The organism is Yokenella regensburgei ATCC 49455, from assembly GCF_000735455.1.
In the GTDB taxonomy this organism is placed as follows: domain Bacteria; phylum Pseudomonadota; class Gammaproteobacteria; order Enterobacterales; family Enterobacteriaceae; genus Yokenella; species Yokenella regensburgei.
In genome coordinates this window covers 69,764-91,564 of the sequence record NZ_JMPS01000010.1, presented here as the reverse complement: position 1 = coordinate 91,564, position 21,801 = coordinate 69,764, and the positions used below count along the sequence as shown (strand labels likewise).

Sequence of the window (21,801 nt, the reverse complement as noted above, 5' to 3'; positions counted from 1 at the left end):
GTGAAATGTGCCTTTCAACTGTTATAACAGGGGTGATAATGACAGACAATGACGGTGATAGCCCGATGGATGAAAGGATTTCCTTCCATGCGTTACGCATGGAAGATGATGAAAATGTTCGTTATTTTAATGAGGTTTATGACGACGCATTTCCGGATTACGAACAGCGGACGCGAGAAGGGCGAGGGACGATTTTGCGCGCAGCGCCAACGTTTCGGGCCTGGGTGCTCTCGTATCAGGGGAGAAACGCCGGGATTTTAGGTGGCTGGCAGGTGGGAGAATGGTTCTACATCGAACATTTCGCCGTGGATAATGCGCTGCGCGGTCAGGGGATCGGCAAGCTGGCGATGGACGAGATTAACACCCGGTTTGCTCAGGTTATCCTTGAAATCGATCCGCCGCAGGATACGGTTTCCCGCAACCGGCTGGCGTTTTACCAGGGCAGGGGATACGTCACCAACGGCGTGAACCATGCGCACCCGAGCTATAAACCGGCATATCAGCCGCACGTGCTCGAGGTGCTGAGCTTCCCTCGCCGCCTGACCGCAGCCGAGTACGACGCCTTCAACCAGCAGCTGCAGCAGGTAGTGATGGCTGAGCAGGGACTGTAGCGCGCCTCGCTGCGGCCTGGGCACTTCGGCCTAGGAGAAGCATTTTATTGCCCATAGTAGGCGTTGGTACCGTGCTTGCGCAGATAGTGTTTATCGAGTAATTCCGTCTGCATGTCAGGCAACTGCGGTGCCAACTGGCGTGAGAACAGCCCCATGTAAGCGCACTCCTCAAGCACCACGGCGTTATGTACCGCGTCGGCGGCATCTTTTCCCCAGGCAAATGGGCCGTGTGAATGTACGAGCACCGCCGGGATCTGCATAGGATCCAGGCCACGTTCGGTAAAGGTGTTAATGATCACTTCACCAGTCTGGTATTCATACTCACCGTTGATCTCCTCAGTGCTCATCAGGCGGGTGCATGGGATCGCGCCATAGAAATAGTCGGCATGGGTCGTACCCCAGGCGGGCAGATCGAGACCAGCCTGCGACCAGATCGTTGCATGGCGGGAATGGGTGTGGACGATCCCGCCGATCTGCGGATAACGACGATAGAGCGCCAGGTGCGTCGGCGTATCGGACGAGGGTTTTTTACTGCCTTCAACGACTTTGCCACTGCCGATATCCACCACCACCATATCGTCAGCGGTCATCACGCTATACTCGACGCCGGAGGGTTTAATCACCATTAACCTGTTCGTGTCGTCAATCGCGCTGACGTTACCCCAGGTAAACGTGACGAGCCCGTGGGCAGGAAGGGCCAGGTTTGCCGCCAGTACCTCGGCTTTCAGTTGTTCTAACATGTGAATCCTCCTTCCTGCATCCGTGCTTCAATCCAGCGACGAGCCTGAATAATCTCGAGCACCGGTTCTTTGGCTTTTTCTGTCCACATCTCAATCAGAAATGCACCGCGGTAGTTCAGTTCATGCAGCGTTTTAAAAATGCCGACAAAATCTACACATCCCTCACCAAAGGGAACATCGCGGAACTGGCCGGGGCTGTGCTCGGTCACCGGCTGGGTATCTTTCAGATGGATGGCAGCAATTTTATCGATACCGAGCTTCAGTTCCGCGGTCACATCGTTTCCCCAGGCGCTGAGGTTGCCCACGTCCGGATAAACGCTGAACCAGGGAGAGGCGAGCATCTCATCCCACTTTTTCCACTTACTGATTGAGTTCATAAAGGCGGTATCCATGATTTCCACTGCCAGCATCACCTGCGCCGCTGCTGCTTGCTCTACCGCCCATGCAAGTCCTTCGGCAAAGCGCTGCTGGGTCCCTTCGTCGTGTTCTTCGTAGTAGACGTCGTAACCTGCCAACTGGATAGTACGGATACCCAGATCGCGCGCCAGGCGGATAGCTTTGGTCATGATCTCTCGTGCTCGCGCGCGCACCAACGCATCGTGGCTGCCAAAAGGAAAGCGGCGATGGGCTGACAGGCACATCGATGGGATGGCGACGCCGGTTTCCAGCATGGCGGTCACCAGCGATGCTCGTTGGGTTGCGCTCCATTCAAGGCGCGACAAGCGTTCGTCGGTCTCATCCACGGACATTTCAACAAAATCAAAACCGCAGCTTTTTGTCAGCACCAACCGTTCGGGCCAGCTGAGATCCTTCGCCAGTGCTTTTTCATAGATACCCAGCGGATGATTACGCATGCTGTGCCCCCCAGATGCTATCGATTTGCGCATGAAATTCAGCGGCAACCTGCGTGGGGTGGGCAGCACCAGTCAGCGCACGACCCGCGATAAACGCCTTCACATTGATGTCTTTAAACAGCGGCAGGGAGGTCGGGGTGATTCCGCCGGTAATCGACAGCGCCAGTCCGATATCAGAAAGTGCCCGCATGCGCGCCAGATCGCTTTCCCCCCACTGCTGGCCGCTGGCCTGCGCATCTCGCCCACGATGGTATATTGCCTGACGCACACCGCTGCGGTACCAGGCGCGAGCGTCATCCAGCGTCCAGTTTCCGAACAGTTCCATCTGAATTTCGCCACCACAGGCCTGAGCAACGGTGTGGCCTATCTCAACGGTCGCCAGCGGTGCGGCGCAGATAATGGTCATCCAGTTGGCCCCGGCGGCAAAAGCTTGCTGCGCGAGGGTTTCTCCGGCATCGGCGACCTTCCAGTCGGCGACGATGATTTTATTCGGGCATTGGGTGCGCAGCGCTTTTACCGCGCTAAGTCCTTCGGTTAAGCAGAGGATAGTACCGGCTTCAACGATATCGACATGGTCCTGCAGCAGGGCGACGTCATGTTGTGCGGCCTGAAGATTGGTGTGGTCGAGCGCCAGTTGTAGTAATGGACGGCTCATAGTGCATGCTCCTTAATGCGGGCGTGATAGCCCTGAAGGGCTGAAATCAAATTCTGGTAATGGTGGTATTTGTGCTGGTAGCGTTTGTGTGCGGTCATGTCCGGCAGCAGCGTGCGCACCGGGTGCTGTACGCTGCGTTGGGCATCGCTGAAATTGCGGTAAACGCCGGTGCCGACGCGGGCGGCGAGCGCCGCACCAAAGCAGCCAGTTTCTTCTACCTGGGGTAATTCGATGCACAGGCCGCTGACGTCTGCCAGCATCTGCATCCAGACGTCAGAATGTGCCGGACCACCGGTAACGCGAAGGGTACGAGCCTGGGTAAACCGCTCACGCATTCGGTTGATATGGGTCATGTGGCTGAAGATGACACCTTCGTAGACCGCCTGAAGCAGATGCGCGCGGGTGTGCAGCGCCTGTATCCCGTAAAAACCGCTGTTCATCTCCAGACCGGCATTGCTGCCGTACAGAAACGGTAAGAAAAAAAGTTCGCTCCCGGCTTTGGGCAAACTGGCAACAGCCTGGTTGATCTCGGCAAAAGAGAGCGTTCCCCACTGGGCGGTAAACCATTCGAGATTGCCGGAAGACGTTGGGCTGGCTTCGTGAACGATGTACTGTCCGTCATTCACATAGCGGCCATAGACGTAGGGATGCGCCTCGTGGTCGCGCAGGCCTTGTGTGATACCGCTGGTCACGGCCCAGGTTCCCATCACCGCGTTGAGGGTGAATTCATCTTCAATACCGGCGCAAAGTGCGGTAGAGACCACGTCAAACAGGCCACCGACGACGGGAGTACCTGCCGCCAGACCGGTCAGGGCGGCGGCCTCAGCGGTGATTACTCCCCCTATTTCGGCTGAAGCAACTATCGGCGGCAGTGCGTTGTCGATGTCACTGATGTCAAGCCAGCGGGTCAACTGTGGGTCATATTGCCCGCGAGTCATGTTGTAGAGATTAGACTCGGAGATATTGCTTTCTTCACAACCTTTCACCCCGGTCAAACACCAGCGCAGATAGTCATGGCCCATTAAGACGCAGCCAATCTGCGCGTAACGCTGAGGCTCATTTTCCTTTATCCAGCGCAGCAGCGAGGCTGGATGTCCGGTCCACAGCGTCTGACGGGTAACCGGATAGAGCTTTTCCGGAATGCCGTCCTGCTGCCAGCGCTGGACAATATCCATCGCGCGTCTGTCGGAGGAGAGAATGGCATTGCCCAGTGGCTGCTCCTGCTTATCGAGAAGAAAAAGTCCTTTTCCCTGAGCGGAGATGCCGACGCCCTGGATTTGCTCGCCGCTAACGCCAGCATGCTGCAACAGCCCGGCTATTGTGGCTGCGCACTGTTGCCACAGCTGATGCATATCGCGTTCGGCGTATCCCGGTAACGGTGATGTTGTTTGCAACGATTGCCGGTTAATGCCGTGCTCACGGCCATTGGCGTCATACAGCCCGGCTTTCAGGTAAGTACCACCACAATCGATACCCAGCCAGAAAGTCTCTTTATCACTCATCGTTAATATCTCAGCTCTGCCGGATGGTTTTACGTGGATCCAGCGTTTTCAGCGGCGTGGATCCGGAATCGCATTTCGCTGGCAGCAGCAGCGCCATCAGTGCCGCGAGTGCAAGGGAGATAGCCAGGCAGTAAACTCCCGCATCTTTGCTGTATAGCGTTATCAGTATGCCAACCGCGTAAGGGCCACAGAAACCGCCAAGGTTACCCAGCGCGTTAATTACCCCACGCGCCCCGCCGGCCATCTCAGCGCTGAACAGACGTGCCGGGATGGTCCAGAACACGCCAGCTGCCGATTGCAGGAAGAAGCCGCAACCAACCAGCGCGGCATAGGACAGCCAGATTTGGTTTTTCAAAACCACCGACAAGAACATGCACAGCGCAAAACCAATCAGCGGCAGACAGACGAAGAGTTTGCGTTTTCCTGTGCGGTCGGAGAGGGAAGAGAACAGGAACATACCGGCTATCGCGCCGACGTAAGGCAGAATGGCGAGCACCCCGACCTGACCCATCGTGCTATGGGTCAGTTCTTTCAGAATGGTGGGTAGCCACAGGGTGTAACCGTAAATCCCGGTCTGATAAAAAAAGTTCAGGGCGATAAGCTGCCACATGGTTTTGTCGGAGAGCACCGCACTGAGAGAGGCGTTTTTGATTTCTGTTCCAGCAATGGCTTTTTGCTCGGCGGCAAGGGTGGTCACCAGATAGTTTTTCTCGGCCTGCGATATCCAGCGCGCTTCCTGCGGGCGGTCATAGACGGTATAGGCCCACAGTAACAGCACTACGACCGAGAGCAGGCCTTCAATAATGAACAGCCAGCGCCAGTCGAGAATGGTGATTATCCAGCCCGATAGGGGGGCTGTGATTATCCCGGCGATGGGGACGAACATGATCACAATCGCATTGGCTCGACCGCGTTCAGCATCAGGGAACCAGTTGCTGATCATCGTGAGTACAACCGGCAGCATGCCGCCTTCGGCAACGCCGAGTAAAAAGCGCAGAACCAGCAACTGATATTGATTGGTGATAAGACCGGTAAGGACGGAAATCACCGCCCAGGCAACAAGCGACCAGCCGATAAATTTCTTGCCACTGCCATGAACGGCAATCTTGCCACCGGGAACCTGTAAAAATAGATAGCCGATAAAGAAAATGCCGCCAGCGAGTCCTGCCATGGTAGCGGAAATACCTAATTCAGTATCCATCCCGCCAGGCATGGCAAATGCAATATTTACCCGGTCCATATAAGATATGATACAGGTAATTAATATTGGCGGAATGATTCTTAACCAACGCTGCTGAGGGATGTTTTTTAGTGTAGGGCTAGAGGTTATATTCATCTTAATTTTCTCGTAGAGTTTTTGTTATAGCGATGAAAGTTATTTTTATAGTGCGGCTTTATTTAACGCCGAGATCCCATCGCGCAATATTGCGACACGATGGCTGACATCTGCATTAGGATTTATTTCCAGCAATTTAATACCGGCAAAGTGCAGGAGGTTAGTTCCAGCGCAGTTGAAGAGTTCGCAGACCTGCTCGGTTGTCATCAGGCTTTGCGTGCAGAACGGCGCAAACGGGGCGTGTAAATCCTGCCATTCGCCATATTCCCCGTGCTCCGTGGTACCGGAGAACATGAGCGCGCCGAGTTTTCCTGCCTGTTTAACCCGCTGCGCATGGGCAAGCGGCAGGGTGGTGCTCTGTCCTTCAATCGCTGAACGTGCCCAGTTAATACAAACGTTGATGTTAGTATCGGCAATGACCTCCAGCACGTTTTCTAAAGGCAAAAAACCTTTGCGAGGGGCGGGGCCATTCATCGCGTCACAATGTTCCAGCATCAGATCGCAGGACCAGTCCCAATGGCTTATCTCTTTTATTGAACGAGCAAACGCCTCAGTGGCCTGAGAGGTGTTCGGGTTGCCTGCCAGCGGAGCGGCATGTAACTCAAGCGCCATCACTTTCCCCGGCGTTGTCGCATTGAGTTTATTTATCTTTTGGTAAAGGCGGCGATGGTATTCGACACAGGCCTGACGCTGTTCTTCATCGCTGGAGGCCAACCCAAAACCGTGATTTTCGCCACGACGGCGCATGGTCTCCATAATGGCCGTGACGACGATTTGCCAGTCTTCTGGCGTGTGCCGCAGTAGCCACTCGTCGCCGAAGGGATGAAGATGCTCAAGGCAAGGTTGCTCCAGCCCTCGAATATTTGGAGTGTCGGAGAGTTGTCGCCAGAATTCCTTCTCTTCCTCTTCACTCTTTTGGTGAAATGAGGGTGCACAGGGATACGCACCGATAATATAATCGGTAGAGTTTAAGTTCATGTTGTGCTCCTGAAAGATAACTTTTTATAAAGCGTCTATTGCCACTTTAACGACTATTTTCCTGATTGGCGTGGAGACGGTTTTATTACATCCTGGGCGATGGACATCCTGTGGGAAAAATATGGCGTAGCTTCCCGGTATCATTTCAAAGAAAGATTCATGTTCGCAGTCGTGATAAAAAATAATGTCGCGTTGCGCCAGTAATGATTCGCTAATTTGGTTATTGCCGGTATCAATAGCGACACCTATTTTTTCTTCGCCCGAAGCCAGAAACTGAATATCCAGATAGCGACGATGGACCTCCGGGCGATTGCCGGCGGCTTCACGGGTGGTTAAATCAATAACCTGGGCAAAGATGCTTTTACCGTCGATTTCGATAACGCCCGGCTCCAGTTTCCGGAAATCCGTTGTGCGCAGGAAATTAAGCGCCTGCTCAATGGCTGCCGGAAAACGGCACGGATTCGGTTGCGCGATATGTCCAAAGATCATGGTCTCGCTCCTTACAGTGCCTGAATTTTGGCCCAGACGCTGTCATCAACGGTGATACCGTTGCGGCGGTTCTCTTCCAGCAGCCGGGTAAATTCATGGCCTGGCAGGCGCATCGCAACATTTTCATCGGCACGTTCGGCGGTGGTCACGAAATCCATAATTCGCTGTAGTTTGGCGTCGCGGGTGGCGCCATCGATAAGTTTATCTACCTCAATAGCGATGAAAATTTGCGACACGCCGTATTCATCGCTGTTTTCCTGAGTGACTTCGGCAACGGAGGAGCCGTCAGAAAGCAGGGTGGCGATCATATCCAGCACGATAGATAAACCAGAACCCTTCCAGTAGCCCATCGGTAAAATGCGACGGTTTTTCTCTATAACGCCGGGTTCTTTGGTCAGGTTGCCGTCATCATCGAAGCCACCGTCTACCGGGAGTTCACGGCCTGCCAGACGGTTAACTTCCAGCATGCCGTAGGAGAACATCGACATCGACATATCGACCATGGTGATAGGTTTCGACGGGATAGCGACAATCAACGGGTTGGTACCGATGCGGCACTCTTTCGATCCCCACGGCGGCATCACGGCAATCGAGTTGGTCCAGCAGATACCGATGTACCCTTTCTCCGCCGCCTGCCAGCCGTAGCTGCCGCCGCGCATCCAGTGATTGGCATTGCGCAGTGCCACCAGACCAATGCCGTGATCGGAAGCCAGTTCAATGGCCCGGTCCATCATCTTTTTTGCCGTCAGGTTGCCGATTGAGCGCTGGGCGTCCCACTGCTCAATGGCACCGAGGCTGGTAATACGCTGTGGCTTAGCCTCAGGAATGATATCGCCATTATCCAGTTGTTGAATGAAACGTGGGAAGCGGTTTACACCATGTGAATAGACACCAGACTCGGTGGTGCGGGCGAACATTTCTGCACAGGCATCGGCGGTTTCTACTGCCACGCCGCGTGCCAGAAGTACCCGATTGAACGACTCTTTTAACTGCGAAAAAGTGACTTTCATTGCGGTTTTCCTTGTTAAACCTGATCGCTTTTTTATCTTTAAATTTCACTATGCGAAATCCGATTTCAAATATAACGATCAAATTTTGACAGATCAACGGCAAACGCTATTTTTTAAAATCATCAAAATCAAAAGGTTGTGTTTTTTTGGTTCAGATCGTGAACTGAAACACACTTTGCGCTACCATCAGAGCGCGACGAAAAGGGGAACGAAAACGATGGGCACAAAAGAGAGTGATGTGACGCAAGATAAAGAGAGGCCAGCAGGAAGTCAGAGCCTGTTCCGTGGTTTGATGCTGATTGAGATCCTCAGTAACTATCCCAACGGCTGCCCGCTGGCGCATTTATCAGAACTGGCAGGGTTGAACAAAAGTACGGTTCACCGGTTACTACAAGGGCTGCAGTCATGTGGATATGTCACTCCCGCACCGGCGGCCGGAAGCTATCGCCTGACCACCAAGTTTATCGCTGTGGGTCAAAAAGCGTTATCGTCGCTGAATATCATTCATGTTGCTGCCCCGCATCTGGAGTCGTTGAATATTGCCACCGGCGAGACTATCAACTTCTCCAGCCGCGAAGATGACCACGCGATCCTGATTTATAAGCTGGAACCCACTACCGGGATGCTACGTACTCGCGCTTATATTGGTCAGCACATGCCGCTGTACTGCTCGGCCATGGGCAAAATCTATATGGCGTTTGGCCACCCGGACTATGTGGCATCTTATTGGGAAAGCCATCAGGACAAGATCCTGCCGCTGACCCGTAACACCATCACCGGGCTACCGGCGATGTACGATGAGCTGGCGCAGATCCGCGAAAGCAGCATGGCGATGGATCGTGAAGAGAACGAGTTGGGTGTCTCCTGTATTGCAGTACCGGTTTTCGATATTCATCACCGGGTGCCATATGCCATTTCTATTTCGTTATCGACTTCGCGGCTTAAGCAGATTGGCGAGAAAAACCTGCTTAAGCCATTGCGGGAGACCGCGCAGGCCATCTCAAATGAGCTGGGCTTTACCGTCCGGGAGTAGTCAGTCAGGCGGGTTATGCCGACAGCCAGCGTTTGCTGTCCGCTTTCATCTGTTGTTCGAGCAGGCTGCCTCGTGTGGCAAATACGCGCTGTACCGGAAAGCCGCTTTTTTCCAGCAGGTAGGCCAGTGCAGCGTATTCACGCGGATATTTCGCGGCTGCATCCTGGTCAATGCTGACCATCCCACACGGGAAGGTGAAGCTACCCATATCGTAAATGCTCTGGCGGTGGAACAGCTTCCATACGCCATCACGTTTTTCCACCAGGTCATAAAAGCGGTTGTGACACTGACAGCCCAGATCCAGCGCTATATTCTCGGCGATAATCATCGCGTTCGTTTCAACAATGGCCTTCGTGGCGCTGGCATTAAAGGTCACCATCGGGGTGGCGATCAGGTGTTTGGTGCGCAGGTCCGATTTTCCCATCCGCATTGAACCATCAACAAAATCGCTGGCAAGCCCTTCAAACCAGGTGATTTCGATAGTGCCATCCGGGTGAAACAGGTTGCGAAGCTGTTCCCATTCCCCGAGATCGCGGTGCATCCAGCCCGTGATAAGCGCGTTAATTTGCTGATGATCCTCAAGGCGACTGTGCATAACATGGACTCCAGAACGTTGACGGGTTTTGGTTTCACTGCGAACAGAATGAAAACCAACGTGGTCGATTGACCGCTCAATCAATATTAGTGGTAGCAGAGCCGTTATTAATGACAAAAAGTGGGATTTGCGGGAAGGTTTCCAGATTGGGGTAGCGCCCTGTTATTTCAGCAATAAGCCACTTGCAGCCTGCCACGGCTGGCAGTACCTTTCGCTCACAGGGGCTTCCCGCACGTTTGTGTGCTGTCACCGCGATGCTGAAGTTGTCGTCTACTACTCGTTAGCCTTCAGTGCCGTTACCATAAGCAATGCGTCGGGGGATTTTAGTCGCAATATGTCAGAGCTTATCCCGGTGATTGAGTTGGGGCGTCTCGCAGTACATCAGTCGCTACGAGCTCAGGGAATAGGGCGAGTACTGGTTAGCGATGCCGGATTACGGGTTATCCAGGTGGCGGAGACCATTGGAATTCGGGGGATGCTGGTGCATACTTTATCTGATGATGTTGATGGTCACGTTAAAAGACCTGGTTGAGAGTCTCTGGATTTTCTCGGTGAGGGAAAGGTTTTATGATGCGGGAAGCAGGAAGCAAAAAACCAGCCCGTAGGCTGGTTTTTCTGGAATAAGTGGTGCCCGGACTCGGAATCGAACCAAGGACACGGGGATTTTCAATCCCCTGCTCTACCGACTGAGCTATCCGGGCAACGGGGCGAATTAAACCGTAATCAGCCCCAGTCGTCAACCAAATTTCCTTAAAAATGGTGCGTTTGCTTAACTTTGCGGCAGTTTGACCGACAATGCACCATTTTCATATCGATCAGGTCAGCGCGCCGCCCTGGCGGCACTGGGCAAAACGCAGAATATCTTCCGCCAGACGACGCGCGGTATCTACGTCGGCCTGGCTGCGTTTCACCAGCATGCGGCTTAAACACCCTTCAAGAATCAGCTCCATCTGCTTTGCGACCATCGCCGGATCGTCGATTTCGAGCTGCGTCAGCAGCTCATGGGTGCAGTCGTGGGCGGCACGTTTTTGCTGGTCCGCCAGTTGATGCACCGGATGCTCTGGATCCGGATAAAACGTACAGGCAGCAATGAACAGACAGCCCGGGTAGCGCTTGTTGCTGACGCATTCGGTCAGGGCGTTGTAACGCGCCATCAGCTTCTGCTCCACGCTCAGCTCTTCGTTCAGCAGCAGCTGGCGGCGCCAGACGTCTACCTGCTGGCTGAGAAAGCGCAGTGCGTCGTACAGCAGCGCCTCTTTATCCGGCCAGAAACGGGTTATCTCTTCGAGAGGATAATTGACGTGTTCGGCCACCATCTCAAGCGTGGTGCTGGCAATTCCTTTGGTCTCAAGTAATTGCAGGACTTCTCCCAGTACGTCTTCACGTTGCACGATGTATTCCTCCACATTTCCCACTCAAAATTGTTGTTTACTGCGGCAGTTTCTGCAAATGCGCGGCAAATGCCCCGGCGTCCATGAAACCCGTCACCCGATGCGCCGGTAGTTCTTCGCCAGCCTGATTAAAGAACAGGATGGTGGGCAGCCCCAGCACCTGCAGGTGCTTCAGCAGGGCGACATCCTGCGGCCCGTTTTTGGTGACATCGGCCTGCAGTAAAAGCGTATTTTTTAACTGCTGTTGCACGTTTGCATCGCTGAAGGTGTATTTCTCGAACTCTTTACAGGCTACGCACCAGTCGGCGTAGAGATCGAGCATTACCGGTTTCCCCTGGGCGCTGGCAAGCGCTTTATCCAGCTCTTCTGGCGTGCGGATGGTGGTGAAGTTCAGGTGCTGCTGAGTCGCGGCCTGAGGCGCGCCAAACGCCCAGTCCTGCAGCGGACGGGCGCTAATAAACGCAGCCGCCAGCAGAATGATTTGCAGAAGCCGCATCCAGGGTCGGCTGACGTTGAGTGAAGTGATAAACGCCCAGGCGAAGAAGGCGACGCCAAGCATCGACCACAGTCGCAGCCCCCACGTATCCCCGAGAATGCGCTCCAGCAGGAACACCGGCAGCGCGAGAATGACAAAGCCAAAGGCGGTTTTGACGTGCGCCATCCACGGCCCGGACTTCGGCAGCAGGCGATTACCAAACACGGTGACCAGGATAAGTGGCAGGCCCATACCCAGCGCGTACAGGTATAGCGTACCGCCGCCGAGCCACAGATTACCACTCTGGGCAATATAGAGCAGAATGGCGCTCAGCGGCGCGGTGGTGCAGGGAGAGCAGATAAGCCCGGCAATGGCACCCATCGCAAACACGCCGCCCGCAGAGCCGCCCTGCCGGCGGTTGCTCATCAGGGTCAGTCGGGTCTGCAGGGATGAAGGCAGCTGCAGCGAGAACAGGCCAAACATCGACAGCGCCAGCAGGATAAACACCACCGACAGGCCAATCAGCACATAAGGGTGCTGAAGTGCGGCCTGGAACTGTAGCCCCGCGGCGGCAACCACCAGACCAAGTGCGGTATAGGTGAGCGCCATCCCCTGCACGTAGATAAACGCCAGCAGCAGGGCGCGGCCAGTAGAGAGACGCTGCTTGCCGCCGAGCACGATGCCGGAGATCAGCGGATACATCGGCAGGACGCAGGGGGTGAAGGCGATCCCAATGCCAATCAGCAGCGCCCACAGGGCGGTGAAGGGGAGGCTGGTGTGCTCATCGCCCTTTACCCCGGTCGGAGGCGTTGCACCAGCGGGCTCCCCTGAGGAGAAAGAGGGATTTACCGTAGCTATTGCCGTCACTTCACTCAGCGGAACGGTTTTGCTCTCCGGTGGGTAGCAGAAACCGGCGTCGGCACAGCCCTGATACACCACGGTCAGCGTGCCGCCTTTTGCTGCCTGAGTCACGGTCAGTGGCAGGTTCAGGCGCTGGCGGTAGATTTCGCTTTTGCCGTAAAACTCGTCTTCATGCCACTCTCCTTTTGGCAGTTGCAGAGGAGCAATACTGGCGTCTGCCGGAGTCACTTTGATCTGCTGGCGGTAGAGGTAGTAACCCTCTTTGATGTGCCAGCTCAGCGTCAAATCGTTCTGGTTTTGCTGGAAATCGAAGGCAAAGGCCTGGTCTGCCGGAACAAACGTCGAGCGCCCGGGAGCGTCAAATAGTCCGGCAAAGGCGGAAGTACTGCACAGCAGCAGAATCAGCGTAATGATGCGTTGAGCCATGAGAGGTAATCGTTATCTCCGTGGGTGACAGGCAAAGCCAGTAATTCTGGGGTCTGATAAGGGTGATGTGACTTCAGGCAGTCCAGCAGCGCCTGCTGGCACGCGATATTGGTTTTGAGGATCATCTGCACTTCATATTCCTGTTCGAGCTTCCCCTCCCAGTAGTAGAGCGACGTCGCGCCCGGCAGGATGGTGACGCAGGCGGCAAGCTTTTCAGCGAGCACTTTCGCGGCCAGATCCTGAGCGCTGGCTTCATCGGGAGCGGTACAAAGTACAACAACAACCTGAGTATTTTCGTCAGACATGGACACCTCATCAGTAAAAATGGCCAGAAAGAGAAAGGAGATACTATAACAGCGGGTGGTGAAACGGGTTAGCGGTGAGATGTAAAACTGAGCAAACGGGGCGTTTGCACGCCCCGCTGTGAGTGGTTACAGCATAACGCTGCCTAACAGGAAACCGAAGCACACGGAGAAAACAACGCCCATGGTGCCCGGAATAAAGAACGGGTGGTTAAAGACGAAACGGCCGATTCGAGTGGTACCGGTGTCATCCATCTGTACCGCCGCTACCAGCGTTGGGTAGGTTGGCAGAATGAACAGACCAGATACCGCGGCGAAAGAAGCCACTGCGGTCAGCGGAGAGACGTTCAGCGCCAGCGCCATCGGCATCAGCGCCTTCGCGGTAGCCGCCTGAGAGTACAGCAGCGCAGACGCGAAGAAGAAGATCACCGCCAGCAGCCACGGATGACCCTGGATCACGGCACCTGCGGTTTCTTTAATCCAGTCGATGTTGGCAGATACGAAGGTATCGCCAAGCCACGCCACGCCGAGAATACAAATACAGGCGCTCATACCGGCTTTAAAGGTACTGGAGTTGAGGATGACGTCAGGTTCAACGCCGCAGAAGATGGTGGTCAGCGTCGCCACGCTCAGCATGATGATGAGGATAGCGTTAGTGGTGTTCATCAGCGGGGTGGCAACCAGGCCCAGGCTCGGGCTGTTGACGATGGCATAAATGACCACGCACACCACGCCCAGCAGGAACAGCAGTACCGACAGTTTGGCACGCGGTTTAATTTCGATCTGCTTCTCACCGCGCAGCTCAATCAGGCCTTCTTCCAGGCGCTTGAGGTACACCGGATCGTCAGACAGTTTTGAGTTAAACAGCATGGTGACCAGGAAGGACATCAGCAGCACGGCCAGCAGCGTGGACGGAATAACGACCGACAGCAGATGAATGTAGCTGACACCGTGGCCTTCCATTACGGATGACATGTAGACCACCGCCGCAGAGATAGGCGAGGCGGTAATGGCAATCTGCGCCGAGACCACCGCCGTTGAGAGCGGACGGCACGGCTTAATGCCTTGTTCTTTCGCAACTTCAGCGATAACCGGCAGCGTAGCCAGGGAGATGTTCCCGGTACCTGCGAAAATCGTCAGGAAGTAAGTCACAATCGGCGCAAGAATGGTGATGTATTTCGGGTTCCTGCGCAGCAGTTTTTCTGTTTGATTAACGAGATAGTCGAGACCGCCTGCTACCTGCATCGCAGAGATAGCGGCGATAACGGCCATGATGATGGAAATCACGTCAAAGGGAATATTCCCCGGTTTGACGCCAATGAGTGCCAGAACTAAAACCCCCAGCCCACCGGCGTAGCCGATGCCAATACCCCCTAGCCTGGCGCCCACAAATATCGCCGCTAATACGATGATAAGCTCGATGATTATCATAAACTGCTTCCTTGATTGTTGAACGTTGGATAATTAAATGTTGTGTTTTGGTATCCAATAAAAGTGAAAAAGGCATGCCATTGCTGGCATGCCTTTTTTCAGTTTAACCTGAACGACTGCTACTGTTCATTTTCATCTGTATAACGTTTTGCTTTATAGGCCGGATGCATCAGGTTTTGTGGAGAGAAGATGTCATCCAGTTCTGCTTCGGTTAACAGCCCGCGCTCCAGCACCACTTCACGCACGCTCTTACCGGTTTCGGCACAGATCTTGCCGACGATATCGCCGTTGTGGTGACCGATGAACGGGTTCAGGTAGGTGACGATACCAATCGAGTTGTAGACATAACCTTCGCAAACTTCTTTGTTCGCGGTAATGCCGTTAATGCATTTTTCGAGCAGGTTGTAGCAGGCGTTGGTCAGGATGTGGATAGACTCAAACATCGCTTCGCCAATCACCGGCTCCATTACGTTCAACTGCAGCTGACCGGCTTCAGAAGCCATGGTCACGGTAGTGTCGTTGCCGATGACTTTGAAGCAAACCTGGTTCACCACTTCTGGTACTACCGGGTTCACTTTAGCTGGCATGATGGAAGAACCGGCCTGCAGCTCTGGCAGGTTGATTTCGTTCAGACCCGCACGCGGACCGGAAGAGAGCAGACGCAGATCGTTACAGATCTTAGACAGTTTCACCGCCAGGCGTTTCAGGGCGCTGTGTACCATCACGTAGGCGCCGCAGTCAGAGGTCGCTTCGATCAGGTCTTCTGCCGGAACGACCGCCAGGTTGCTCACTTCCGCCAGTTTCTGTACTGCCAGCTGCTGATAGCCGTCCGGGGTGTTCAGACGTGTACCGATAGCGGTCGCGCCGAGGTTCACTTCGAGCAGCAGTTCGGAAGTGCGCAGCAGGTTTTTGGTTTCTTCGTTCAGCAGAACGTTAAACGCGTGGAATTCCTGACCGAGGGTCATCGGGACCGCGTCCTGCAGCTGGGTACGACCCATTTTCAGGATGTCCTGGAATTCGACCGCTTTACGCTGGAAGCCATCGCCCAGTTGGTTGATAGCATCAACCAGTTTAACGACGGAGGCGTAAACGGCGATACGGAAGCCGGTCGGGTAGGCATCGTTCGTGGACTGGCATTTGTTCACGTGGTCGTTCGGGTTCAGATATTGGTATTCACCTTTCTGATGACCCATCAGCTCCAGGCCGATGTTTGCCAGTACTTCGTTGGTGTTCATATTCACGGAAGTGCCCGCGCCGCCCTGATAGACGTCAACCGGGAACTGATCCATGCATTTTCCATTGTTCAGGACTTCGTCACATGCGGCAATAATGGCGTTCGCGATGCTCTTAGGAATGGTTTGCAGTTCCTTGTTAGCCAGCGCAGCGGCTTTCTTAACCATCACCATGCCACGTACAAACTCAGGGATATCGCTGATTTTGCTGTTGCTGATGTAGAAGTTTTCAATCGCTCTAAGAGTGTGGACACCGTAGTACGCGTCCGCTGGAACTTCCCTGGTACCCAACAAGTCTTCTTCGATACGAATGTTGTTTAACATGTGAACCTTCTTTTTCAAGCTGCCAATGATTTCACCCAATACACAGAACATCTGGGGTTATGCATATTTTCTGACCGAAGATTATTTCCTTAACCGGCCCGGTGCCCACGATCATATGCTGATGATAGCGAATTGCAGTAATCTGGATCACTTATTCAGCCCAGATTCGCATAAGAATTATTAATCTGTGAAATACGTCACCGCTTTCTGATTATTGCTAAAAATAACTCTGTCCTCTGATTGAAAACTGGCGTTTTACCCCCACTTTCCAGGTATGCGAATCGCAAACCTATACCTGCAGTGGCGCAAGCGCCGCTGCCCCTAAAGGAGAAGCCAGTGCGCTGGATACCACTTATTGCTGTTTTTTTATACGTTTACGTCGAGATCTCGATTTTTATCCAGGTCGCGCACGTGCTGGGCGTTCTGCTGACCCTGCTGCTGGTTATTTTCACGTCGATTATCGGTATGTCGCTGGTGCGTAACCAGGGCTTCAAGAATTTTGTGCTGATGCAGCAGAAAATGGCGGCGGGTGAGAACCCGGCCTCTGAGATGATCAAAAGCGTGTCTATCATCATCGCTGGCATCCTGCTGCTGTTACCGGGCTTCTTCACTGACTTCCTCGGCCTGCTTTTGTTGTTACCGCCGGTGCAAAATCACCTGACGGTGAAGCTGATGCCGCACCTGCGTTTCACCAGCATGTCGGGTGGTGGATTCAACGGCGCAGACCAGGGTGGGAACACGTTTGACGGTGAGTATCAGCGCAAAGACGACGAGCGCGATCGTCTGGATCATAAAGACGATCGTTAATGCCTTATACCCGGGGAGTAAATTTTTTTTAATTCTCCCCCTTGAAGGCGGAAAAACCCATCCCCATCTCTCAGAGCACTAGCCGGAATACCGTATGCGGACCGGCGTCACCCATAACTGATAATGACTTTCTCAAAGGAGAGCTATCAATGAGTATTCGTCCGTTACATGATCGTGTGATCGTCAAACGTAAAGAAGTTGAAACCAAATCTGCTGGCGGCATCGTTCTGACCGGTTCTGCGGCAGCAAAATCAACTCGTGGCGAAATCATCGCTGTCGGTAAGGGCCGCATCCTGGAAAACGGAACCGTGCAGCCGCTGGACGTTAAAGTTGGTGACATCGTGATTTTCAACGACGGTTACGGCGTGAAATCCGAGAAGATCGACAATGAAGAAGTGTTGATCATGTCCGAAAGCGACATCCTGGCAATTGTTGAAGCGTAATTTACGCACGAAACTGTACGAATTTTGAGGAAACAAGAACATGGCAGCTAAAGACGTAAAATTCGGTAACGACGCTCGTGTGAAAATGCTGCGCGGCGTTAACGTACTGGCAGACGCAGTGAAAGTGACCCTGGGCCCGAAAGGCCGTAACGTGGTTCTGGATAAATCTTTCGGTGCGCCGACCATCACCAAAGATGGTGTTTCCGTAGCACGTGAAATCGAGCTGGAAGATAAGTTCGAAAACATGGGCGCGCAGATGGTGAAAGAAGTTGCCTCTAAAGCGAACGACGCTGCAGGCGACGGTACCACCACCGCAACCGTACTGGCACAGTCCATCATCGCTGAAGGCCTGAAAGCCGTTGCTGCGGGCATGAACCCGATGGACCTGAAACGTGGTATCGACAAAGCTGTCGTTGCTGCTGTTGAAGAACTGAAAGCGCTGTCCGTACCGTGCTCTGACTCCAAAGCCATTGCTCAGGTTGGTACCATTTCCGCTAACTCCGACGAAACCGTAGGTAAACTGATCGCTGAAGCGATGGATAAAGTTGGTAAAGAAGGCGTTATCACCGTTGAAGACGGTACCGGTCTGGAAGACGAACTGGACGTGGTTGAAGGTATGCAGTTCGACCGTGGCTACCTGTCCCCTTACTTCATCAACAAGCCAGAAACTGGTGCTGTTGAGCTGGAAAGCCCGTTCATCCTGCTGGCTGACAAAAAAATCTCCAACATCCGTGAAATGCTGCCAGTTCTGGAAGCCGTTGCGAAAGCAGGCAAACCGCTGGTTATCATCGCGGAAGACGTTGAAGGCGAAGCGCTGGCGACGCTGGTGGTTAACACCATGCGCGGTATCGTGAAGGTTGCAGCTGTTAAAGCTCCGGGCTTCGGCGACCGTCGTAAAGCGATGCTGCAGGATATCGCGACCCTGACCGGTGGTACCGTTATCTCTGAAGAGATCGGTATGGAGCTGGAAAAAGCGACTCTGGAAGACCTGGGTCAGGCGAAACGTGTGCTGATTAACAAAGACACCACCACCATCATCGATGGCGTGGGTGAAGAAGCGGCGATTCAGGGCCGTGTTGCTCAGATCCGTAAGCAGATTGAAGAAGCAACTTCTGACTACGACCGTGAAAAACTGCAGGAGCGCGTAGCTAAACTGGCTGGCGGCGTTGCAGTTATCAAAGTTGGTGCAGCAACTGAAGTTGAAATGAAAGAGAAAAAAGCCCGCGTTGACGATGCGCTGCACGCAACCCGTGCCGCAGTAGAAGAAGGCGTGGTTGCTGGTGGTGGCGTGGCGCTGGTTCGCGTTGCAGCGAAAATCGCTGGCCTGACCGCTCAGAACGAAGACCAGAACGTGGGTATCAAAGTTGCGCTGCGCGCAATGGAAGCTCCGCTGCGTCAGATCGTTGCTAACGCCGGTGAAGAGCCGTCTGTAGTGGCGAACAACGTGAAAGCGGGCGAAGGTAACTACGGTTACAACGCCGCGACTGAAGAATACGGTAACATGATCGACATGGGTATCCTGGACCCAACTAAAGTGACTCGTTCTGCTCTGCAGTACGCCGCTTCCGTTGCTGGCCTGATGATCACCACCGAGTGCATGGTAACCGACCTGCCTAAAGGCGATGCTCCTGACTTAGGTGCTGCCGGTGGTATGGGCGGCATGGGCGGCATGGGCGGCATGATGTAATCGTGCGCTATACCGCATAGAAATAAAGAAACCCCCGGGCAGAGATGTCCGGGGGTTTTTCTTTTCGTCATCTTTTTAGTATAACGTTCACACGGACAAGTGTGTCCAGCACAGTGATAACGAGGAATAACATGCGCGTAAAAGTCTCTGCAGGGATCGTCGGTGCAGCATTGCTGCTGGCAGGTTGCAGCTCTACAACCGAGCTGTCCGCAGGCGGACAGAATGTTCGCTTCGTAGAAGAAAAACCCGCAGCGCAGTGCCAGCTGTTAGGTACTGCGAGCGGTACACAAGGTAACTGGCTCTCTGGCCAGCATGGCGAAGAGGGTGGTTCCATGCGTGGCGCGGCGAATGCGCTGCGTAACCAGGCGGCAGCCATGGGCGGCAACGTGATTTATGGCGTCAGCAGCCCAACGCAGGGCATGCTCTCAAGCTTTGTCCCGACCGACAGCGAAATGGTGGGTCAGGTCTATAAGTGCCCGAACTGATGCACTACTGCTGATACCATGCGCCCTCGTTCAGGGGGCGCAGGAAGAACGAAGCTATCGCGGATTGCGCGAAACCTGCCGCTGCAGCTGATGTACGGCTTCCAGACATTGCTCTCGTGAGAGCATCTCCTGATGTGTGACTTTCATTTCCCGGATATATACCTGACAGGGGCGTCCTTTGAGCTTCCCGAGCCGTGGGCTGAAATTCATTAACCGGCGTGAAATCGCTTTGGTTTCTTCAGATCCCGACGTGCTTCGGGTTTTGATAACGGCTCCGCTGGTTTGTATATCACCGGCGTCGTCGCTGTAACGGTAAACCAGCGCGAGATAGCGGGTAAATAAGCGGTGTTTCCACGCGGGTTGATCATAGCTGTCGTATTCCAGCGAACCGGCTGACCGACATTCGATATCATACAGTGGCAGAAAATCCAGTAAGGAAGAAAGGCGAAGCGCCAGTTCGTGCATTCCGGCATTATTTATCGCCTGAATCATTGCGATGATTAATACCTCAATCTGATTCTCCTCAACCCGTATTTCAACGACGCGCCCATTGTTCAGCGTAAAGGTGAACAGCAGATGAGTGGATTCGCTGGCAACGAGTGTAACAGCAGCAACACGTCGCTGAATATCGGCGTGGCTCAGCTCTTCTGCGGTAATAGCAGGAACGTGAGCGCGCAGTTTTTTGGCTTCACGCCGCTTGTCGTGCAGGCGTTGTTCTTGCGCGGTGGGTGACTCCGCTGCATGCTGCCAGAGGCGGTACTCCAGGGCAATGAGGAGATCTCTTAGAACCAGTGCCGGAAGGAAAAAAGACGCCTCTTTATTCTGTTGGTGTTTAATTTTGAGCGCAAGAGCCAGAAAATGATTACCGTGACAAATAACACCGGTGTTGATCCCTTTTATCAATAATGACATGTAATACTCCCTGAACATTACTTTATTAAATAATGTAGGTGTTATATATAGAGTGAGATTATAAATTGGTAATGAATAACGGATTGGTAAAATAACACATCATGTATTAATGCCAAATAAAATTATGGCTAAGATATTTATCTTAGCCATGAATATATTAATGCCTTTTAATTTGTTTACTTGTTATTGCTGGCGAAGCATAAGATCCAGCGGTGTCTTGCTCGGCTCGCCGCCAATTTCTCGCGCCAGTCTCGGAACCAGATAACCGGAAATCAGCGTCAGCAATTCCCGGACAATGGTGCGGGCCTCATCGTCGGACACAAGGAAATGCGCCGCACCCTGGACTTTATCCAGCACGTGCAGGTAATAGGGCATTACGCCGGCATCAAATAAGGCATTACTGAGGTCGGCGAGGGTCTGCGCGTTATCGTTCACTCCGCGCAGCAGCACGCTCTGGTTCAGCAGCGTCACGTCAGCCTGCCGCAAACGCTGCATCGCGTTGCGGAAGTCCTCGTCAATCTCATTGGCGTGGTTGATATGATTAACCAGCAGGATCTGCAGCCTTGAACGGGCAAAACGCGACGCCAGCGTATCCGTGATGCGCGCCGGAATGACAATGGGCAGACGCGAGTGGATACGTAAACGTTTAACGTGTTCGATGGATTCCAGCTCGCTTATCAGCCAGTCCAGCTCATGGTCTTTCGCCATCAGCGGGTCGCCACCGGAAAAAATGATCTCATCAAGCTCCGGATGAGCACGAACGTACTCCATCGCGCTTTGCCAGTTGCGTTTATTGCCCTGGTTTTCGCTGTACGGAAAGTGACGGCGGAAGCAATAACGACAATTTACCGCACATCCGCCTTTGACCAGCAGCAGAGCGCGGTTGCGGTATTTGTGCAGCAATCCTGGCACCACGCTGTGCTGTTCTTCCAGCGGGTCTGTCGAGAATCCGGGGGCGGCGATGAACTCTTCTTGCGAGGTAAGCACCTGACGTAAAAGAGGATCGTTGGGATTGCCTTTTTCCATTCGTGCGACAAACGCACGCGGAACGCGCAGCGGGAAAAGGCGTTTTGCCTCCCGGCCAGCGAGCAAATTTTCATCAGCGTCTATATTCAGAAGACGCAATAGTTCATCCGGATCGGTGAGAACATCGGCAAGTTGCACTAACCAATCTTCTCTGGATGGGGTATTTAGGGTTACAATATGCGCCATTTTGTGGCTT

The 21,801-nt window shown here is 53.6% G+C and carries 22 protein-coding genes, 1 tRNA gene and 1 pseudogene; 7 read left to right on the top strand and 17 right to left on the bottom strand.

Annotated elements, in window-relative coordinates:
- Positions 1–38: 38 nt before the first annotated feature.
- Complete coding sequence (locus tag GYRE_RS02520; RefSeq protein ID WP_051860905.1) at positions 39–611, top strand: GNAT family N-acetyltransferase; 573 nt, start codon at positions 39–41, stop codon at positions 609–611.
- Between the two features lie 44 nt (positions 612–655).
- Here GYRE_RS02520 and araD read toward each other — a convergent pair whose 3' ends face one another.
- Genes araD through yiaK form a run of 8 tightly spaced genes read right to left on the bottom strand, consistent with a single transcriptional unit; the run spans position 656 to position 8,175 of the window.
- Entirely contained in the window at positions 656–1,351 is a 696-nt protein-coding gene (gene araD, locus GYRE_RS02515) for an L-ribulose-5-phosphate 4-epimerase (protein WP_038252738.1), read from the bottom strand.
- The gene (locus GYRE_RS02510) at positions 1,345–2,205 is read right to left on the bottom strand and encodes an L-ribulose-5-phosphate 3-epimerase (RefSeq protein WP_038252736.1); all 861 of its coding nucleotides are present in this window, start codon (positions 2,203–2,205) and stop codon (positions 1,345–1,347) included. Before GYRE_RS02510 ends, araD begins: the two co-directional genes overlap by 7 nt.
- The gene (gene ulaD, locus GYRE_RS02505; RefSeq protein ID WP_038252734.1) at positions 2,198–2,860 is read right to left on the bottom strand and encodes a 3-keto-L-gulonate-6-phosphate decarboxylase UlaD; all 663 of its coding nucleotides are present in this window, start codon (positions 2,858–2,860) and stop codon (positions 2,198–2,200) included. Before ulaD ends, GYRE_RS02510 begins: the two co-directional genes overlap by 8 nt.
- Positions 2,857–4,362 (bottom strand): FGGY-family carbohydrate kinase, encoded by a 1,506-nt coding sequence (locus tag GYRE_RS02500; RefSeq protein ID WP_038252732.1) that lies wholly within the window; start codon positions 4,360–4,362, stop codon positions 2,857–2,859. The genes ulaD and GYRE_RS02500 overlap by 4 nt, the downstream gene beginning before the upstream one ends.
- 10 nt (positions 4,363–4,372) lie before the next feature.
- A complete protein-coding gene (locus GYRE_RS02495; RefSeq protein WP_038252730.1) occupies positions 4,373–5,698 on the bottom strand; it encodes an MFS transporter in 1,326 nt (441 codons plus the stop codon).
- 45 nt (positions 5,699–5,743) lie between these two features.
- Positions 5,744–6,676: a DUF4862 family protein gene (locus tag GYRE_RS02490; RefSeq protein ID WP_038252727.1), complete on the bottom strand. Its 933-nt coding sequence runs from the start codon at positions 6,674–6,676 to the stop codon at positions 5,744–5,746.
- A 24-nt stretch (positions 6,677–6,700) separates the two neighbouring features.
- Positions 6,701–7,165 (bottom strand): YhcH/YjgK/YiaL family protein, encoded by a 465-nt coding sequence (locus tag GYRE_RS02485; protein ID WP_038252724.1) that lies wholly within the window; start codon positions 7,163–7,165, stop codon positions 6,701–6,703.
- 11 nt (positions 7,166–7,176) lie between these two features.
- Positions 7,177–8,175 carry a 3-dehydro-L-gulonate 2-dehydrogenase gene (yiaK, locus tag GYRE_RS02480; RefSeq protein ID WP_038252722.1) on the bottom strand — a complete coding sequence of 333 codons (999 nt, stop codon included), beginning with the start codon at positions 8,173–8,175 and terminating at the stop codon, positions 7,177–7,179.
- 217 nt (positions 8,176–8,392) lie between these two features.
- Here yiaK and yiaJ point away from each other — a divergent pair, with 217 nt between their 5' ends.
- A complete protein-coding gene (yiaJ, locus tag GYRE_RS02475) occupies positions 8,393–9,208 on the top strand; it encodes an IclR family transcriptional regulator YiaJ (RefSeq protein ID WP_038252719.1) in 816 nt (271 codons plus the stop codon).
- A gap of 13 nt (positions 9,209–9,221) precedes the next feature.
- On the opposite strand, the gene GYRE_RS02470 is transcribed toward yiaJ, so the two are convergent.
- A complete protein-coding gene (locus tag GYRE_RS02470) occupies positions 9,222–9,803 on the bottom strand; it encodes a nuclear transport factor 2 family protein (RefSeq protein WP_038252717.1) in 582 nt (193 codons plus the stop codon).
- 214 nt (positions 9,804–10,017) lie between these two features.
- Between GYRE_RS02470 and GYRE_RS23375 the strand changes: the two are divergent.
- Positions 10,018–10,332: pseudogene (locus GYRE_RS23375) on the top strand (GNAT family N-acetyltransferase); the annotation flags it as partial.
- A 96-nt stretch (positions 10,333–10,428) separates the two neighbouring features.
- On the opposite strand, the gene GYRE_RS02465 reads toward GYRE_RS23375, so the two are convergent.
- The 6 genes from GYRE_RS02465 to aspA all read right to left on the bottom strand — a co-directional run bounded on the left by GYRE_RS02465 (position 10,429) and on the right by aspA (position 16,245).
- Positions 10,429–10,504: transfer RNA gene (locus tag GYRE_RS02465), tRNA-Phe, on the bottom strand.
- A 114-nt stretch (positions 10,505–10,618) separates the two neighbouring features.
- Positions 10,619–11,194: a transcriptional regulator gene (locus GYRE_RS02460; protein WP_038252715.1), complete on the bottom strand. Its 576-nt coding sequence runs from the start codon at positions 11,192–11,194 to the stop codon at positions 10,619–10,621.
- Between the two features lie 37 nt (positions 11,195–11,231).
- Entirely contained in the window at positions 11,232–12,956 is a 1,725-nt protein-coding gene (locus GYRE_RS02455) for a protein-disulfide reductase DsbD (RefSeq protein ID WP_038252712.1), read from the bottom strand.
- On the bottom strand, positions 12,932–13,261 hold the full coding sequence (gene cutA, locus GYRE_RS02450) for a divalent cation tolerance protein CutA (protein ID WP_006816761.1): 330 nt from the start codon (positions 13,259–13,261) through the stop codon (positions 12,932–12,934). Before cutA ends, GYRE_RS02455 begins: the two co-directional genes overlap by 25 nt.
- Positions 13,262–13,387: 126 nt before the next feature.
- A complete protein-coding gene (locus GYRE_RS02445) occupies positions 13,388–14,689 on the bottom strand; it encodes an anaerobic C4-dicarboxylate transporter (RefSeq protein WP_006816762.1) in 1,302 nt (433 codons plus the stop codon).
- Between the two features lie 119 nt (positions 14,690–14,808).
- Positions 14,809–16,245: an aspartate ammonia-lyase gene (aspA, locus tag GYRE_RS02440; RefSeq protein WP_038252869.1), complete on the bottom strand. Its 1,437-nt coding sequence runs from the start codon at positions 16,243–16,245 to the stop codon at positions 14,809–14,811.
- 336 nt (positions 16,246–16,581) lie between these two features.
- On the opposite strand from aspA, the gene GYRE_RS02435 reads away from it, so the two are divergent.
- The 4 genes from GYRE_RS02435 to GYRE_RS02420 all read left to right on the top strand — a co-directional run bounded on the left by GYRE_RS02435 (position 16,582) and on the right by GYRE_RS02420 (position 19,667).
- Entirely contained in the window at positions 16,582–17,052 is a 471-nt protein-coding gene (locus tag GYRE_RS02435) for an FxsA family protein (protein ID WP_038252708.1), read from the top strand.
- A 149-nt stretch (positions 17,053–17,201) separates the two neighbouring features.
- Positions 17,202–17,495, top strand: a complete 294-nt coding sequence (locus GYRE_RS02430) for a co-chaperone GroES (RefSeq protein ID WP_003855929.1) — start codon at positions 17,202–17,204, stop codon at positions 17,493–17,495.
- A 40-nt stretch (positions 17,496–17,535) separates the two neighbouring features.
- On the top strand, positions 17,536–19,182 hold the full coding sequence (gene groL / locus GYRE_RS02425; RefSeq protein ID WP_006816766.1) for a chaperonin GroEL: 1,647 nt from the start codon (positions 17,536–17,538) through the stop codon (positions 19,180–19,182).
- 131 nt (positions 19,183–19,313) lie between these two features.
- Positions 19,314–19,667 carry a DUF4156 domain-containing protein gene (locus tag GYRE_RS02420; protein ID WP_006816767.1) on the top strand — a complete coding sequence of 118 codons (354 nt, stop codon included), beginning with the start codon at positions 19,314–19,316 and terminating at the stop codon, positions 19,665–19,667.
- A 54-nt stretch (positions 19,668–19,721) separates the two neighbouring features.
- Here the strand turns inward: GYRE_RS02420 and yjeJ are convergent, their stop codons facing one another.
- Positions 19,722–20,579 (bottom strand): YjeJ family protein, encoded by an 858-nt coding sequence (yjeJ, locus tag GYRE_RS02415; RefSeq protein ID WP_038252703.1) that lies wholly within the window; start codon positions 20,577–20,579, stop codon positions 19,722–19,724.
- 183 nt (positions 20,580–20,762) lie between these two features.
- Positions 20,763–21,791 (bottom strand): EF-P beta-lysylation protein EpmB, encoded by a 1,029-nt coding sequence (gene epmB, locus GYRE_RS02410; RefSeq protein WP_038252700.1) that lies wholly within the window; start codon positions 21,789–21,791, stop codon positions 20,763–20,765.
- Positions 21,792–21,801 lie beyond the last annotated feature (10 nt).

Coding starts and splice junctions, on each gene's coding strand:
- GYRE_RS02520 (WP_051860905.1), top strand. CDS start 39: ATGACAGACAATGACGGTGATAGCCCGATGGATGAAAGGATTTCCTTC.
- araD (WP_038252738.1), bottom strand. CDS start 1,351: ATGTTAGAACAACTGAAAGCCGAGGTACTGGCGGCAAACCTGGCCCTT.
- GYRE_RS02510 (WP_038252736.1), bottom strand. CDS start 2,205: ATGCGTAATCATCCGCTGGGTATCTATGAAAAAGCACTGGCGAAGGAT.
- ulaD (WP_038252734.1), bottom strand. CDS start 2,860: ATGAGCCGTCCATTACTACAACTGGCGCTCGACCACACCAATCTTCAG.
- GYRE_RS02500 (WP_038252732.1), bottom strand. CDS start 4,362: ATGAGTGATAAAGAGACTTTCTGGCTGGGTATCGATTGTGGTGGTACT.
- GYRE_RS02495 (WP_038252730.1), bottom strand. CDS start 5,698: ATGAATATAACCTCTAGCCCTACACTAAAAAACATCCCTCAGCAGCGT.
- GYRE_RS02490 (WP_038252727.1), bottom strand. CDS start 6,676: ATGAACTTAAACTCTACCGATTATATTATCGGTGCGTATCCCTGTGCA.
- GYRE_RS02485 (WP_038252724.1), bottom strand. CDS start 7,165: ATGATCTTTGGACATATCGCGCAACCGAATCCGTGCCGTTTTCCGGCA.
- yiaK (WP_038252722.1), bottom strand. CDS start 8,175: ATGAAAGTCACTTTTTCGCAGTTAAAAGAGTCGTTCAATCGGGTACTT.
- yiaJ (WP_038252719.1), top strand. CDS start 8,393: ATGGGCACAAAAGAGAGTGATGTGACGCAAGATAAAGAGAGGCCAGCA.
- GYRE_RS02470 (WP_038252717.1), bottom strand. CDS start 9,803: ATGCACAGTCGCCTTGAGGATCATCAGCAAATTAACGCGCTTATCACG.
- GYRE_RS02455 (WP_038252712.1), bottom strand. CDS start 12,956: ATGGCTCAACGCATCATTACGCTGATTCTGCTGCTGTGCAGTACTTCC.
- cutA (WP_006816761.1), bottom strand. CDS start 13,261: ATGTCTGACGAAAATACTCAGGTTGTTGTTGTACTTTGTACCGCTCCC.
- GYRE_RS02445 (WP_006816762.1), bottom strand. CDS start 14,689: ATGATAATCATCGAGCTTATCATCGTATTAGCGGCGATATTTGTGGGC.
- aspA (WP_038252869.1), bottom strand. CDS start 16,245: ATGTTAAACAACATTCGTATCGAAGAAGACTTGTTGGGTACCAGGGAA.
- GYRE_RS02430 (WP_003855929.1), top strand. CDS start 17,202: ATGAGTATTCGTCCGTTACATGATCGTGTGATCGTCAAACGTAAAGAA.
- groL (WP_006816766.1), top strand. CDS start 17,536: ATGGCAGCTAAAGACGTAAAATTCGGTAACGACGCTCGTGTGAAAATG.
- GYRE_RS02420 (WP_006816767.1), top strand. CDS start 19,314: ATGCGCGTAAAAGTCTCTGCAGGGATCGTCGGTGCAGCATTGCTGCTG.
- yjeJ (WP_038252703.1), bottom strand. CDS start 20,579: ATGTCATTATTGATAAAAGGGATCAACACCGGTGTTATTTGTCACGGT.
- epmB (WP_038252700.1), bottom strand. CDS start 21,791: ATGGCGCATATTGTAACCCTAAATACCCCATCCAGAGAAGATTGGTTA.